The 14,247-nt window shown below is 34.8% G+C and carries 12 protein-coding genes and 3 tRNA genes; 11 read left to right on the top strand and 4 right to left on the bottom strand.

Features of this window, described 5'->3' with window-relative positions; all coding sequences use genetic code 11:
* Window positions 1–14 precede the first annotated feature (14 nt).
* Genes tyrS through smpB form a run of 3 tightly spaced genes read left to right on the top strand, consistent with a single transcriptional unit; the run spans window position 15 to window position 2,372 of the window.
* Window positions 15–1,259, top strand: a complete 1,245-nt coding sequence (tyrS, locus tag CJP74_RS05925; RefSeq protein ID WP_119497351.1) for a tyrosine--tRNA ligase — start codon at window positions 15–17, stop codon at window positions 1,257–1,259.
* Complete coding sequence (nth, locus tag CJP74_RS05920) at window positions 1,259–1,906, top strand: endonuclease III (RefSeq protein ID WP_119497350.1); 648 nt, start codon at window positions 1,259–1,261, stop codon at window positions 1,904–1,906. The genes tyrS and nth overlap by 1 nt, the downstream gene beginning before the upstream one ends.
* Window positions 1,896–2,372 carry an SsrA-binding protein SmpB gene (gene smpB, locus CJP74_RS05915; RefSeq protein WP_119497349.1) on the top strand — a complete coding sequence of 159 codons (477 nt, stop codon included), beginning with the start codon at window positions 1,896–1,898 and terminating at the stop codon, window positions 2,370–2,372. Before nth ends, smpB begins: the two co-directional genes overlap by 11 nt.
* A gap of 93 nt (window positions 2,373–2,465) precedes the next feature.
* Here smpB and rplY read toward each other — a convergent pair whose 3' ends face one another.
* The gene (gene rplY, locus CJP74_RS05910) at window positions 2,466–2,753 is read right to left on the bottom strand and encodes a 50S ribosomal protein L25 (RefSeq protein WP_119497348.1); all 288 of its coding nucleotides are present in this window, start codon (window positions 2,751–2,753) and stop codon (window positions 2,466–2,468) included.
* A 152-nt stretch (window positions 2,754–2,905) separates the two neighbouring features.
* Here rplY and miaA point away from each other — a divergent pair, with 152 nt between their 5' ends.
* From miaA to CJP74_RS05895, 4 genes are read left to right on the top strand one after another with little or no spacing between them, the layout of a single operon-like run.
* On the top strand, window positions 2,906–4,072 hold the full coding sequence (gene miaA / locus CJP74_RS05905; protein WP_119497347.1) for a tRNA (adenosine(37)-N6)-dimethylallyltransferase MiaA: 1,167 nt from the start codon (window positions 2,906–2,908) through the stop codon (window positions 4,070–4,072).
* Window positions 4,044–4,685, top strand: a complete 642-nt coding sequence (gene rdgB, locus CJP74_RS05900; protein ID WP_119497346.1) for an RdgB/HAM1 family non-canonical purine NTP pyrophosphatase — start codon at window positions 4,044–4,046, stop codon at window positions 4,683–4,685. Before miaA ends, rdgB begins: the two co-directional genes overlap by 29 nt.
* Window positions 4,686–4,729: 44 nt before the next feature.
* Window positions 4,730–4,882, top strand: coding sequence for a hypothetical protein (locus tag CJP74_RS08135; protein ID WP_222986976.1), 153 nt, complete (start codon window positions 4,730–4,732; stop codon window positions 4,880–4,882).
* Window positions 4,883–4,938: 56 nt separating this feature from the next.
* Window positions 4,939–5,538, top strand: a complete 600-nt coding sequence (locus CJP74_RS05895) for a hypothetical protein (RefSeq protein ID WP_119497345.1) — start codon at window positions 4,939–4,941, stop codon at window positions 5,536–5,538.
* A gap of 41 nt (window positions 5,539–5,579) precedes the next feature.
* Here the strand turns inward: CJP74_RS05895 and nrdB are convergent, their stop codons facing one another.
* Both nrdB and nrdA read right to left on the bottom strand, forming a co-directional pair.
* The gene (gene nrdB, locus CJP74_RS05890; RefSeq protein ID WP_119497344.1) at window positions 5,580–6,716 is read right to left on the bottom strand and encodes a class Ia ribonucleoside-diphosphate reductase subunit beta; all 1,137 of its coding nucleotides are present in this window, start codon (window positions 6,714–6,716) and stop codon (window positions 5,580–5,582) included.
* Window positions 6,717–6,776: 60 nt separating this feature from the next.
* Window positions 6,777–9,041, bottom strand: coding sequence for a class 1a ribonucleoside-diphosphate reductase subunit alpha (nrdA, locus tag CJP74_RS05885; RefSeq protein WP_119497343.1), 2,265 nt, complete (start codon window positions 9,039–9,041; stop codon window positions 6,777–6,779).
* Window positions 9,042–10,533: 1,492 nt separating this feature from the next.
* Between nrdA and CJP74_RS05880 the strand changes: the two genes are divergently transcribed.
* From CJP74_RS05880 to CJP74_RS05865, 4 genes are all read left to right on the top strand, one after another.
* Window positions 10,534–10,609: transfer RNA gene (locus tag CJP74_RS05880), tRNA-Lys, on the top strand.
* Window positions 10,610–10,634: 25 nt separating this feature from the next.
* A tRNA-Lys gene (locus CJP74_RS05875) sits at window positions 10,635–10,710 on the top strand.
* 24 nt (window positions 10,711–10,734) lie between these two features.
* A tRNA-Lys gene (locus CJP74_RS05870) sits at window positions 10,735–10,810 on the top strand.
* A 920-nt stretch (window positions 10,811–11,730) separates the two neighbouring features.
* On the top strand, window positions 11,731–12,537 hold the full coding sequence (locus tag CJP74_RS05865; RefSeq protein ID WP_119497342.1) for a 2-keto-4-pentenoate hydratase: 807 nt from the start codon (window positions 11,731–11,733) through the stop codon (window positions 12,535–12,537).
* Between the two features lie 365 nt (window positions 12,538–12,902).
* On the opposite strand, the gene CJP74_RS05860 is transcribed toward CJP74_RS05865, so the two are convergent.
* On the bottom strand, window positions 12,903–14,247 hold a 1,345-nt coding region (locus tag CJP74_RS05860), incomplete at its 5' end, for a hemagglutinin repeat-containing protein (protein ID WP_147397060.1).

The following is a 14,247-nucleotide window of genomic DNA, read 5'->3' as shown; positions in this document are numbered from 1 at the left end:
AGGGAAATTAAATTATGTCAACTGAAGTAAAAGAAAGCGAAATTTTAACTTTACCACCTGAGTTACAACAACAATTAGCTGAAATTCGTCGTGGTACCGAAGCTATCTATTCTGAACAAGACTTAATTAAAAAATTATTAGAAAAACGCCCTCTAATTGTAAAATTAGGTGCTGACCCTACAGCTCCAGATATTCACTTAGGTCACACAGTTGTTTTAAATAAACTGCGTACTTTACAAAACTTTGGTCACCAGGTTCACTTTTTAATTGGTGATTTTACCGCAACTGTAGGTGATCCATCAGGTCGTTCAAATACACGTCCACCATTAACACGTGAACAAGTTTTAGAAAACGCTAAGAGCTATAAAGAACAAATTTTCAAAATCCTTGATCCAAACAAAACAACTATAGTTTTTAACTCTGATTGGTTAGGTGAACTAGGTACTAACGGCGTATTACGTTTAGCTTCACAATCAACTGTAGCTCGTATGCTTGAGCGTGATGACTTTAATAAACGTTACAACAGCAATCAACCTATTGCTATTCACGAATTTTTATACCCATTATTCCAAGGTTACGATTCAGTAGCTATGAAAGCTGATATTGAGTTAGGTGGTACTGACCAAACATTTAACCTCTTAATGGGTCGTGAATTACAAAAAGCTTATGGTCAAGCACAACAAGTATGTATTACTCTTCCTCTTCTTGTAGGTCTTGATGGGGAAAAGAAAATGTCTAAATCTTTAGGCAACTACATCGGCGTTACTGATCCAGCAAACGAAATGTATGGTAAAGTAATGGCTATTTCAGATGAGCTAATGTGGGATTGGTACACTTTACTTTCTTACAAATCTCTAGAAGAAATCGAGCAAATCAAAGAAAAAGTAGCTAATGGTATGAACCCACGTGATGCTAAAGTAGAATTAGCTTTAGAAATTACTGCTCGTTTCCACGATCAAGCTCAAGCTCTAGCAGCTAAAGAAGAGTTCACTAACCGTTTTGCTAAAGGTCAATTACCAAGCGATTTAGAAGAATTAACTTTAGAAATTCCTGAAGGTCAAGCTGACTACCCATTAGCAAATATCTTAAAAGATGCAGGTATGGTGGCTTCTACTTCTGAAGCTTACCGTAATATCGAAGGTAATGGGGTATCTATTGACGGTGAAAAAGTAACAGATAAAAAACACCGCGTAGCTGCAGGAACAACTGCGGTTTACCAAGTTGGTAAACGTAAATTCAAACGCATTACTTTAAAATAGTGAATAAACAAAAGCGAATTGAAATTCTCGAAAGGTTTGCTTTAGCCAATCCTAATCCAACAACCGAGTTAAACTTTTCTAATAATTTTGAGTTGCTCATTGCCGTATTACTTTCGGCACAGGCAACCGATGCCTCTGTGAATAAGGCTACGGCTCCTCTTTTCAAAGTAGCGAATAATCCGCAAGCTATGTATGAATTAGGCGAGGAAAAAGTAAGTGAATATATAAAAACGCTTAACTTTTTTCGTACCAAAGCGAAAAATGTAATTAAAACCAGTTATATTTTAGCGAGCCAATATCAAGGGCAGGTTCCTGATGATCAACAAATATTAGAATCTTTACCAGGCGTTGGCCATAAAACGGCAAATGTAGTAAGAAATACGGCATTTGGACATCCAACTGTAGCTGTGGATACTCATATTTTTCGGGTTTGTAATCGCACTAACTTTGCTCCAGGCAAGGATGTAGTTGCAGTCGAAGAAAAACTTTTACGGGTTGTACCGAAAAAGTATCTCTATAATGTCCACCATTGGTTAATTCTCCATGGACGTTATATTTGTCAAGCCCGAAAACCACAATGCCAAACTTGTCCTATAGCCGACCTTTGTGAATTCAAAGAAAAAGATAAGTATTTGTATGGCAAGTAAAAAATCTAATTCAGCTTCAATAGCGCAGAATCGCCGTGCTCGTTTTGAGTATTTTATTGAAGAAACTTTTGAAGCTGGACTGTCTTTACAAGGCTGGGAAGTAAAATCTCTACGCCAAGGTAAAACAAATATTGCCGACTCTTATGTTACCTTTAAAAATGGGGAAGCCTATTTACTAGGTTCGTTAATTCAACCTTTAAACCAAGCTTCCACGCACGTTCTTTGTGATCCTTCTCGAACTCGTAAACTACTTTTACACCGTAAAGAAATAGATAATCTTTTTGGTAAAGTAAGTCGTTCGGGCTACACTGTAGTTTGTCTAGAGCTATACTGGCAACGTTCTTACGTTAAAGCTCGTTTAGGTCTAGCCAAAGGGAAAAAACAACACGATAAACGTGAAACAGTTAAAGACAGAGAATGGCAAATTCAAAAAGCGCGAATTCTCAAAAATTCTAATTTGCGTTAAAAAAAATGACCAGAGAACTAAAATCTCTGGTCTTTTTTTCTAGATACGACAAGAGGAGGTCAAATGACCTCCTCTCTTAGGGTAAAATCCTAATTATACACGTTTAAAGTCTAAGTGTAATAATTTTGGTTTGAAAGCGTGACGTTGAATCGCTTGTACTTTTACTTTCTCTTCTTTACCGTCAACAACGATAGTTAAAACTTCAGCATAGAATTCTGCTTTAGCTTGTGCGTTGTTTACTTTATCGTGATCTAAAACGATCGCTACTGGTTCTGCATTACCACCGTAGATAATTGCAGGGATTTTACCCTCGTGACGAAGGCGGCGGCTCACACCTTTACCATTCGTTTCTTTTAATGAAGCTTCAAATGTAAATGACATTTTAAATTCCTTTATAATAAATAAAATAAAAATGCTGTCAAGAGGTGACCCAAGCTTGACACAGGAAAGTATTATAGCAAACTTAAGCCTTGGTGTAAAGAGTAAAATCAAGTATAATAGAGAAAAAACTAATCTAAGATCCATTTTTTCCTATGACCTTACCAGTAATAACTCTTATGGGAGCAACTGCCTCGGGAAAAACACGTTTGGCTATGGCTCTGTATAAAAAAAATCCTGCAAGATACGATCTAATTAATGTTGACTCAGCGTTAATTTATCGAGATATGACCATAGGTACTGCCAAACCTAGCCCCGAAGAACTTGCCCAAGCTCCCCATGCTTTAGTAGATATTCTAGATCCAGCCCAAGCATATAGTGTTGGACAATTCCAAAAAGATGTAGATGCCCTAATAAAAAAATCTCACGCTCAAGGAAAAATCCCTGTTCTTGTGGGGGGAACTATGATGTATTATCGTAGTCTTTTAGGGCAAATCGATGAACTCCCTTCTTCAACGCCAGAATCGCGAGCTTGGATCAAAGAGCTCTTTGCTACTAAAGGGGCACAAGAATGTCACCAGATGCTCGAACAAATAGATCCAGCTGCTTTTAAGCGTTTACATCCCAATGATACTCAGCGCGTAGGGCGAGTGCTCGAATTATATTACCTCACGGGCAAATCCATGAGTGAAATTTCGAATAATAATTCTGAAGAAAATAAACATTTATCTCCTTTAGAAAAAGAGCTAAGAATGCGTCGCATCAATAAAAAGCTGTTCAATACTCCGCATTATAACCTCGAAGATTATTATACAGACTTTGCTCAACTTACCCCTGAATTATGTCTGGCTCCACAAAATGAAGCAGGCTTATACCTCTATCATGATGTAAAAGGCAAAACCTTGACGAGCCAATATAATCTCTTGCAGTTTGCTATGTACAACCAAGATCGAGCTCAACTGCATGCCGATATTAATAATCGCCTCGAGCAAATGCACGAACAAGGAATCCTTGCTGAAGTAGAAAAGCTCTATCAACGTGGCGATCTAAATCGAGATATGCCAAGTGTACGTTGTGTAGGCTATCGTCAACTTTGGGATTACTTTGAAGGACAAGTTGATCTGGAGCAAGCTTTTGCCAATATAGCTGCCGCTACGCGTCAACTTGCCAAACGGCAAATTACTTGGTTACGTTCTTGGCCTTTACCTTTTACGCAAATTCCAACGAATATTCCTGTTGCCCAACAAATTGCAATTATAGAAAAAGTATTAGACTTTGCTCTTGAGAAAAACTATGAAAAAAACAATTGTAATAGCCACTAGCAATCGTGGTAAACTCCATGAATTTGATGATCTTTTTGCTCATGCAAACTTAGGAGAAAATCTCGAGTTAAAAATCCTTGCCGATTATCCTGACTTTGTTTCTCCAGTCGAAGATGCTCCTTCGTTTATTGGCAATGCTCTAATTAAAGCTTACCATGCAGCTAAAGTAACAGGTTTACCCGCTCTTGCTGATGACTCAGGCTTATGTGTCGATGCCTTAAATTCAGCTCCAGGGATTTACTCCTCACGTTATGCCCAAATGCACAACTTTAATCACGAGCATCTAGATAAAGAAAAACAAAACTACTCTTGTCTGCTCGAGCAAATGGAGGCTATTCCTGAACAACAACGTCAAGCTCACTTTTATTGTTGCTTGGTGCTCGTACGCTTTCCTGACGACCCAGAACCTTTAGTGGCTGTAGGTAAATGTCACGGGGAAATTATGCGTGCTCCTCTTGGCGAACACGGGCATGGCTATGATCCGGTATTTTATAGCTATGACTTAGAAAAAAGTTTTGCCCAAGCAACTTTAAGCGAAAAAAATACCGTTTCTCACCGTACTCTTGCTTTTAATGATCTTCTAACTCGAGGTTTAAAAGACTTTTTAGCTTAATTAGGTTATAATAAACTTACTTGTTTTAATTGAGGTTTATTACTATGTCTAATGAGAAAAAAATCAAACCTTTTGAGCCAGTAACTCAAGCTTTTCCTGAAGAAAGCCTTCTTGAAGAAGCTTTTAAACAGTCAAGCTGGGAAGGTGATGATCGCATTGCTCAAGAGTTAGAAAAAGAAAAGTCTGAAGACAAATAACCTATGCAGGTATAGAGATTTAATCTCTATACCTTCTTCTTTTTTTAAGGACACCTATGCCTGCGAAGAAAAAACATAAAAAGCTCGTTGCCTGTATTTTATTAGCTCTGGTAGTTGTAGTAGCTTGTCTGTTATATATTAATCGCCATATTTTTAGCCAGATGCAAACTACTCTTGCTCAAAGACAAGCTAAAATTCAAGAGCAAAGAGCTTTTGTTACTAAGTTAATTAGCTTAAATCAAGCTTATATTCCTCTAGCACAAGGCGAGAAAAACAACTATTGCTATATAATTGCACCTTTAGATAATAACCTCACTCTGTTAAACGATTACTTTAGGGCTGGAGCTAATACGCAAAAAAATCTCTGTGGTCAAGTTTACTATATTCCTGTAGCTGACCAAACGGCAAGCAATTATCCTAAAATAGCTTATATTTTTAATCAACTTCCGCAAGAGCGTCAAGGCTTGCTAAAACATTGGCAAGAGCTTCCTAATGGAGAAAATCAAGCTTTGGTAACCCTAGCTCAATGGCAAAAGGATTTTGCTCTGAGCTCTTATGAGTTTCCTATTTTTATTAAATACCAAGTAGACAACCAAGCTAGTTCTTGGTATGACGGACAAAGAGCGCAACGCGAAATTCTACAATTTAAACCATAAAAAAGAGATGTAGCCTTTTGACTACATCTCTTTTTTTGTTCCTATAGGTCATCATCTTCAAAATCTAGATCTTCCACGTTTACTTTAGAGTCGATTTGACCTACTAAGTAAGATGAAATTTCTGTTTCTTGAGGCGCAACTTGTACGTTTTCTGATGATAACCAGTTATTCATCCAAGGAATAGGATTAGAGCGTTTCGGGAATGGAATAGGTAGGTTAACCGCTTCCATACGAATATTAGTAATGTACTCTACGTATTCTTGCAGAATTTGTTTATTTAGACCAAGCATAGAACCATCTTTAAAGAGGTATTCTGCCCACTCTTTTTCTTGGTTTGCAGCTGCTAAGAATAACTCGTAAGCTTCTTGATTTGCTTCACGAGCAATCTCTGCCATTTCAGGGTCACCATCACCTTGTTGCATTAAGTTAATAATGTGTTGGGTACCTGTTAAGTGTAATGCCTCATCACGAGCAATTAGTTTAATAATTTTAGCATTACCTTCCATGCGTTTTTGTTCTGCAAAAGCAAATGAACACGCAAATGAAACGTAAAAACGAATCGCTTCTAAAGCATTAACTGAGTGGAGGCAAAGATATAATTCTTTTTTCAGTTTGCGTAGAGTAACTTCTACCCTTTCTCCGTCTACTTCGTATTCACCTTCACCGTAAATAGTCCATAGCATGGTATCACGAATTAAATCATCGTAATACTTAGAAATATCACGTGCACGTTTAACAATTTCAGTATTGGTAACTATGTCGTCAAACACTTCACCTGGATCATTAACAATATTACGAATAATATGCGTGTATGAACGTGAGTGGATAGTTTCTGAGAAAGTCCAAGTTTCAATCCAAGTTTCTAACTCAGGAATAGATACTAAAGGAAGTAAAGCCACGTTAGGTGAACGACCTTGAATAGAATCTAATAGAGTTTGGTATTTTAAGTTGGAAATGAAAATGTGTTTTTCATGCTCAGGAAGTTGACTATAGTCAATACGATCACGCGTTACATCAACTTCTTCTGGACGCCAGAAGAAAGATAATTGTTTTTCGATTAACTTTTCAAAGATAGGATATCTTTGTTGGTCATAACGAGCAACGTTAACATTTTGACCAAAGAACATAGGCTCTTTTAATTGGTCGTTTTTATTTTGCGAGAAAGTGGTATACGCCATAACTTAAAATCCTTTTAAAAAGATTATTAGAGTGAATATTTGCAAATTAAATCTGCAAACTTAGATTTTACATGCACCGCCTGCACAATCATCATCAGTACGATCTGATGCACCATCATTTGTATTATGATAGTAAAGAGTTTTAATACCAAGCTTGTGGCAAAGTAATAAATCTTTTAAGAGTTGTTGCATAGGTACTTTATTACCAGGGAACTTCGCTGGATCATAGTTAGTATTAGCCGAAATTGATTGATCGACAAATTTTTGCATAATACCAACTAATTCTAAATAACCTCTGTTATCTGGCCATGTCCATAGTAATTCATAGTTTTGACGGTATTTAAGGATTTCAGGCACAACTTGGCGTAAAATACCATCTTTTGATTGTTTAATGGTTACAAAGCCACGAGGAGGTTCAATACCATTAGTTGCATTCGAGATTTGTGAAGAAGTCTCAGAAGGCATTAAAGAAGTTAATGTAGAGTTACGTAAACCCCAACGAGCAATATTAGTACGTAATTCTTCCCAATTGAGTTCTAATTCAGTTTCCGATACTTTATCGAGGTTTTTGCTATAGTGGTCAATTGGTAATAAGCCTTGAGCATAGTTAGTATCACCAAAGTACTCACATGCTCCTCTTTCTTGCGCTAAACGGTTAGAAGCTTTTAAGCAGTAGTACTGAATAGCTTCGAATGTACGGTGCGTTAGATCTTTTGCTGAACCGTCAGTGTATTTAACGCCATTTTTTGCAAGGTAGTAAGCATAGTTAATAACACCTATACCTAAAGAACGACGACGTTTTGTTGAAATTTCTGCTGCTTTAATTGGATAGTTTTGGTAATCCATTAAAGAATCTAAAGCACGTACAATTAAATCCGCTAGTTCTTCAAGTTCGTTAAGATCTTCAATAGCTCCTAGGTTAAAGGCAGAAAGAGTACATAAAGCAATTTCACCTTCTTCATCGAAAATGTGGTTTAGAGGTTTAGTTGGTAACGTAATCTCTAAACATAGGTTAGATTGACGAATAGGTGCTTTTTTCGGATTAAATGCTGAGTGAGTATTGGTATTATCCACATTATGGATATAAATACGACCTGTTGAAGCACGTTCTTGCATTAAAGATGAGAAAAGCTCAACTGCAGGAACTTTTACTTTATTAATGCTTGGATCTTGTTCATATTTTTCATATAAACGTGCAAACTCATCTTGATCCTCGAAGAAAGCATCATATAGTCCAGGAACTTCAGAAGGACTGAATAAAGTAATTACGCCCTCTTTAGTTTTGAGACGGTTATAGAGGAAACCATTAATTTGTACCCCGTAGTCTAATTGACGTACACGGTTATCTTCAACCCCACGGTTGTTTTTTAATACTAATAACTCACGTGCTTCACGGTGCCATAAAGGATAGAATACAGTAGCAGCCCCACCACGTACGCCACCTTGTGAACAAGATTTAACCGCTGCTTGGAATAATTTATAGAAAGGAATTACCCCAGTGTGGTAAGCTTCACCGCCACGGATTTTTGAACCTATAGCACGGATACGACCTGCATTGATACCTATACCTGCACGTTGCGAAACATATTTAACAATTGCAGAAGATGTAGCATTAATTGAATCTAGGCTATCATCACACTCAATTAAAACACATGAAGAGAATTGACGTGTTGGTGTACGTACCCCAGCCATAATTGGCGTAGGTAAGCTAATTTTGAAAGTTGAAACAGCATCGTAAAAACGCTTAATATAATCTAAACGTGTTTCTTTTGGATAATCGGCAAATAAACTTGCAGCAATTAATAAGTAAAGGAATTGTGCTGATTCGTAAATTTGTTTAGTTACACGATCTTGAACTAAATATTTACCTTCAAGTTGTTTAACTCCTGCATAAGCAAAATCTAAATCACGCTCATGTTGTAAGAAAGAATCAAGAATTTCATATTCTTCTGGAGTATATTTTTCTAATAATTCTTCATCGTATTTACCAAGATTTACTAGATTAGTTACATGGTCCAGTAATTTTGGTGGATCAAACTTACCAAAAGCCTTCTTGCGTAAATGGAATACTGCTAATCTAGCAGCAAGGAATTGGTAATCTGGAGTTTCTTCGGTAATTAAATCGGCAGCAGATTTAATTAATAACTCATGAATATCTGAAGTTTTCATGCCATCAACAAATTGAACTTGCGAACGCAGTTCAACTAAAGATACAGAAACATTTTCTAAATCTTGGGCTGCCCATGAAACTACACGGTGAATTTTATCTAAATCTAATGGTTCTCTACGACCATCACGTTTAGTTACACTAATATTTTCAATCATTATAAAGACCCCAGGGGTTATAAACCCAATGGTTTATAGACCATGGGTTAAAATTTATTAATAATATAAGGAAATTAATTTAAAAAAAGTAAACAATTAAAACTTTAAATTGTTTATTTTTTTTAATTAATTATTGATATGTATAATTACATATCTTTTGCTATTTTATTTAATTATTTTTCTTTTTTTTATTTAGTAATTTTGCTTTTTTATTTAACTTTTTTATGCACCCTTAAATCCTCATTGCAAAGCCCAAAAATGGTATAATTATTGCAAAAAAACAAAGGTTTTACGACATGAAAATTCTTAGAATTATTTTAAGTGTCTTTTTACATTTTAGGGTAATAAACTCTTAATTTACAACGCATTAAATTTTTTAGGATGTCGTTTCTGAAAAGACGTCTACTTAGGGTAAAATTTTTTACATTAAAGTCCCAAAACCTTGTAAGTTATGAGGGATTTATAGGTAATCAGTTAGTTCATTTACTTCTAATTACACAAAAGAATTACAATAAATTATTTAACCTCAATAAAGAATTAAAAATAAAGCTTAGAAATCAACATCTTAGCGAGAGGTGATATACTGGCGAGAATCAACATCATCTTCTTCACTTATCACGAAAACTACAACTTGTCAAGTGATTTATTTAAAGGGAGGTTTAAAAGATATTTTTCCCTATTGCAATTTTTATAGCCTTAAACCACGAGTCTATCATGCTTTATCGTGATTAGTACCCTATAACTAGATAGGAACCATTGAGGCATAAATCAGTCAAAACAAACTTAAACTATACAAGATTATTTAATTTAAATAATAAAAAAGCAAAATGAATTTCATAAAACACTGTAAAATAAAAAAAGCGTCTACTCTTTTAGTAAAACGCCTTTAAAAAACTGTTATATACACAGTAGTTTTTTTAGGATTATTTAAAAAATAGTGGTTTGACTAGTGGGCAATATTATACTAAAAATTCCCTTGCTCACCAACGCCGTAAAGGTAAATTTTAGTCTTGACAAGAATAACAAAACCCAAAATTCAAAGACTTAAAATGGCAAGTTTTTCTGGATAACTGATCAAACTACTCAAGTAAAAAATTAATCCCCCTTAAGAGAATCTTCTAACTAAGGTATATCCCCACCTGTAAAATATTTAAAAGCAGTTAAATAAAATAATTAGCTACATAAAAAAAATAATTAGCCATTTTTTTTTGTAAAAAATTAGCTCAAACACCTAATTTATCCTCTTTTTACGCTTTAAAAGATAAAAATAATTAGACTATTTTTCAATATTTTAAAGAATAAATTTACACTTCCCTCTTGCATTTAATTGCTTAATTGTCTATAATAGTCCTCGTTGTTGAAAGACAACAAAGAAAAAATTATTATGGTTCGAGTCCTCGCAAGCTAGTTAGGACACCTGGTCAGGACGAGAGTAGCAGCCAATTCTAATGATGCTGTGCCGAGACCAACTCGAACCGCCCATATATATTATGGGCCGTTAGCTCAGTTGGTAGAGCAGCGGACTTTTAATCCGTTTGTCGAAGGTTCGAATCCTTCACGGCCCACCATTTTTTTTCATTGCCCTTATAATACGGGCCGTTAGCTCAGTTGGTAGAGCAGCGGACTTTTAATCCGTTTGTCGAAGGTTCGAATCCTTCACGGCCCACCATTTTTTTCATTGCCCTTATAATATGGGCCGTTAGCTCAGTTGGTAGAGCAGCGGACTTTTAATCCGTTTGTCGAAGGTTCGAATCCTTCACGGCCCACCATTTTTTCTTATCAACCTTACTAAGGTTGCTTTTTTTTGTCCAAAATTTACCTATCCTTTATTTTTTCCTTTATATTCTTCATTTTCTTTTAAGGTATTAACTTATTCCCTCTCTTACACCTTTCTCTTTTTTAACTCCTTTATAAGTTTACTATTTTACCTCTTTTGTTATTTATTATTTCTCTCTTAATCTTATTTTTTCTCTTGTTATCCTGCTCTTAGCCATATCTTCATTTAACTATTTTTTACTATTTATTTAAATAATTAACTGAGCTAATTTTTTTCGTTTTTAGTAGTATTTTTTTGATCCATTTTTTGTTCTTTACTTATTATTGTACTTATTTTTTTTGTATTTTTTTTTGTAATTTTTTTGTATTTTTTTCCACTTCCTCTCAATAAAAATTACATTCACTTTAGATAACCTAGCAATATGGACAAAAATATTTTTATTTTCTCACAAGAGTCAGTTTGCTTAAATTTCATAGAGATAGCTAGCAGATGATTTATTTAAAATATAGAGGTTAGAGCTTATATAAATGTATAAGATCAACCATGTATAAATAACACTAAAATTAACTTAAAATTCAAACCTTTACACCTCAAAAGTATATAAGATAAAATCACTCATTTTAAGTAATAAATCTGGCTTTTTTCTTCCCTAACTTTTTGCTTTTCGACTTTTTTCACAAGAAAAAACAACAAGATAAAAACTAAATTTGTAAATTTCTTCGCCTAGGTGTTGACGTGTACTTGTGAAAAGGTTAAGATAAATTTAACAAAACAAAAAAACATAAGAAAATAGCAAAAGCTACTACTTTTTATTTCCATATAGCCTCTTGTTCCTTTTAAAGTAGCAAGAGTCTATTTTTTCTTTACTTATTCATGGCTAGTCTTCGGACTCTTTATTAGAGAGAATTAAATATGACACAATTAAACTTACCTCAATTAACAGAACAACAAGAAAAATTTGCACAAGAATTAGCAAAAGCTTATAAAGAAAATAAAGCATTGGTAAAAGAAGAATGGCTTGAAGTTGTTACTGACGACGATCAAGCATATGCTGTCCAGGCTAAGTTTACCTCTTACAAAGATACTCCAGTCGGTGGTTATAAGGTGTCTTTAACCTCAAAACGTACTCAAGAGTTATTTAATTCAGATAGTCCTTTATATGGTGCTTTAGAACAAACTCGCTTTGTTCAAGGTCCTGCTACATTAGAGTTATCTAACCTTAATGAAGCTTTAGTTGAATGTGAATTAGTATTCAAAGCTAAAGAAGATTTATTACCTACTGATACTTTAGAAGATTTAGCTCGTAAAACTACAGTTGCTGCTGGTTTAGAAGTACCAGATGCACGCTTTGCAGCTTGGTTCCCTTCTTTAGCAAAACACTTAGTTGTAAGTGACGGTTCTGTGGGTGGTTTTGTTGTATATGGTGAAGAACACGATACAACAGCTCTTTTCCCAAATGTTGAAGATTTAGCTAAAGTAACTATGCGTTTAACTCACAATGACAAAGAGTTAGCTACAGGTGTTTCATCAGAAGTATTAGATAACCCATTAAACTCTTTACATTGGTTAGTACAAAAACTTCATGCTCAAGGCTTTACTTTTAAAGCTGGTTTACGAGTATCATCAGGTACTTTTAATTTCCCACCAAATTTAGAAGCTGGGGTATGGGAAGCTGAGTATGGCTCAGGTGTAGGTAAAGTTACCCTAACTGTAAAATAATATACCATAACTAATAAAGGTCGAGCACTGCTCGACCTTTATTTGTTTTAATGTTATTTTTATTTCTTTTATTTAATTGTTACAGGTAGTTAATTCTATCTAAAAAGCCTCATATTTTACTCACTAAGTTTCTTTTTTATTAAGCCATATTTGCCTCTTTCTTTAACTTATTCACCTCACATCTTACTCTCTTTTTCTCTTTCTTTTTAAATAGCCCTACAAGCACCATATGCTTGTTAAAACCATTGTTCGAGTACTTAATCCCCTATCTAGTTTTCAATCCCAATAACAAGCTTTTTACGCATAAAAAAACACTCTTCGATTTTACTCGAAGAGTGCTTTTATTAATCAGCAAGGCTGATATATTATTCTGCATCAGAATCGTCTAGGTTAGCTGCTACAGAGTTGCCTTGATTTGCATTTTGGATAGCAGAGGCAACAGTAGTAGGTAGAACATCTAACGGTAAGTGAGTTGGAATTTTACCTGTTCTGCGAAGTTGATCATTTACATATGAACATAGACGAGTTAAATCAATTCTGTCTCTTGGATCTAAATCTAAACGATCACGAAGAGCTTCAGGATCAATAATCGAACATGTTTGTAATGTAAAGCCTCTTGCACTTAAGTAATTGTTCAGCTCACTATTATTAGCTGCTACAGAAATACCTTCCTCTCTATTAAAGTTCATATCAGAACTTGCAACAATACGTGGAGTATAGAAACGTCCCTCATCTGTTGCCGCCCCATTATTATAAGCTTGGTCATCTTCTAATAACCAGTCATTGTAATTAGGGTCTAGATATGTGTTAATTGGGTTAACAATCGTAAGATTAGGGTTGTCTTTCTTTACTTCTTCAGTAGGTTTAGTTTTACCATTTTCAGATGGATTGTGATCAATTACACCTGTGTTATTAGTAAATTGAGTACTATTACCATTAATATTCGTATTGTTAGAAATATTAACATTATTGTTATCAATTACAGTTGAGTTTGTACTGTTAATTGTGATGTTAGTTGCATTAATAGTTGAGTTTTGGATAACTGTATTATTACCAGCTTCTGTATTAATTTCATTACCAGAAATATTACTGTTGTTAATTGTAATATTTTCAGCAGCAGTCATGTTCACACTATTGTTAGTTGTAATGTTAGAACCAGTAACATTGATTGAACCATTAGATGAGTTAATGGTGATATCACCTTGACCACTAATGTTAGTACCATTACCAATGTTCACTGCTTGGTTACCACTAATATTAACTGTACCGTTAGGCGAAGTGATATTTGTTGCATTAATAGTAGTTGTACCATTAGAAGCATTAATATCTACACCTTGGTTACCAGAAATGTTGCTGTTTTCAATAGTAACATTTTCTTTCGCCGTGATGTTAACTGTACCATTGTTAGCTGTTACGTTAGAACCTGTAACATTTACTGAGCCATTAGATGAATCAATAGTTACATTGTCAGCAGCTGTTACGTTAGTACCGTTACCAATGTTCACGCCTTGGTTACCAGTAATGTTCACTGAACCATTTTCAGCAGTAACATTAGTTGCATTAATAGTTGTAGTGCCGTTTTCATCGTCGATATTAACACCTTGGTTACCAGAGATATTACTATTCTCGATAGTTGTATTCTCTTTAGCCGTGATGTTAACTGTATCATTGTTCGTTGTTACGTTATAACCGATTACAGAAATAGAACCA

This window comes from Psittacicella melopsittaci, assembly GCF_003585925.1.
GTDB lineage: Bacteria > Pseudomonadota > Gammaproteobacteria > Enterobacterales > Psittacicellaceae > Psittacicella > Psittacicella melopsittaci.
The sequence above is the reverse complement of the archived record's forward strand: the minus strand, read 5'-3'. Positions and strand labels throughout refer to the sequence as shown.

Bases quoted from the DNA above. Each gene is read 5' to 3' on its own strand.
- tyrS (WP_119497351.1), top strand. From the start codon at position 15: ATGTCAACTGAAGTAAAAGAAAGCGAAATTTTAACTTTACCACCTGAG.
- smpB (WP_119497349.1), top strand. From the start codon at position 1,896: ATGGCAAGTAAAAAATCTAATTCAGCTTCAATAGCGCAGAATCGCCGT.
- rplY (WP_119497348.1), bottom strand. From the start codon at position 2,753: ATGTCATTTACATTTGAAGCTTCATTAAAAGAAACGAATGGTAAAGGT.
- miaA (WP_119497347.1), top strand. From the start codon at position 2,906: ATGACCTTACCAGTAATAACTCTTATGGGAGCAACTGCCTCGGGAAAA.
- rdgB (WP_119497346.1), top strand. From the start codon at position 4,044: ATGAAAAAAACAATTGTAATAGCCACTAGCAATCGTGGTAAACTCCAT.
- CJP74_RS08135 (WP_222986976.1), top strand. From the start codon at position 4,730: ATGTCTAATGAGAAAAAAATCAAACCTTTTGAGCCAGTAACTCAAGCT.
- CJP74_RS05895 (WP_119497345.1), top strand. From the start codon at position 4,939: ATGCCTGCGAAGAAAAAACATAAAAAGCTCGTTGCCTGTATTTTATTA.
- nrdB (WP_119497344.1), bottom strand. From the start codon at position 6,716: ATGGCGTATACCACTTTCTCGCAAAATAAAAACGACCAATTAAAAGAG.
- nrdA (WP_119497343.1), bottom strand. From the start codon at position 9,041: ATGATTGAAAATATTAGTGTAACTAAACGTGATGGTCGTAGAGAACCA.
- CJP74_RS05865 (WP_119497342.1), top strand. From the start codon at position 11,731: ATGACACAATTAAACTTACCTCAATTAACAGAACAACAAGAAAAATTT.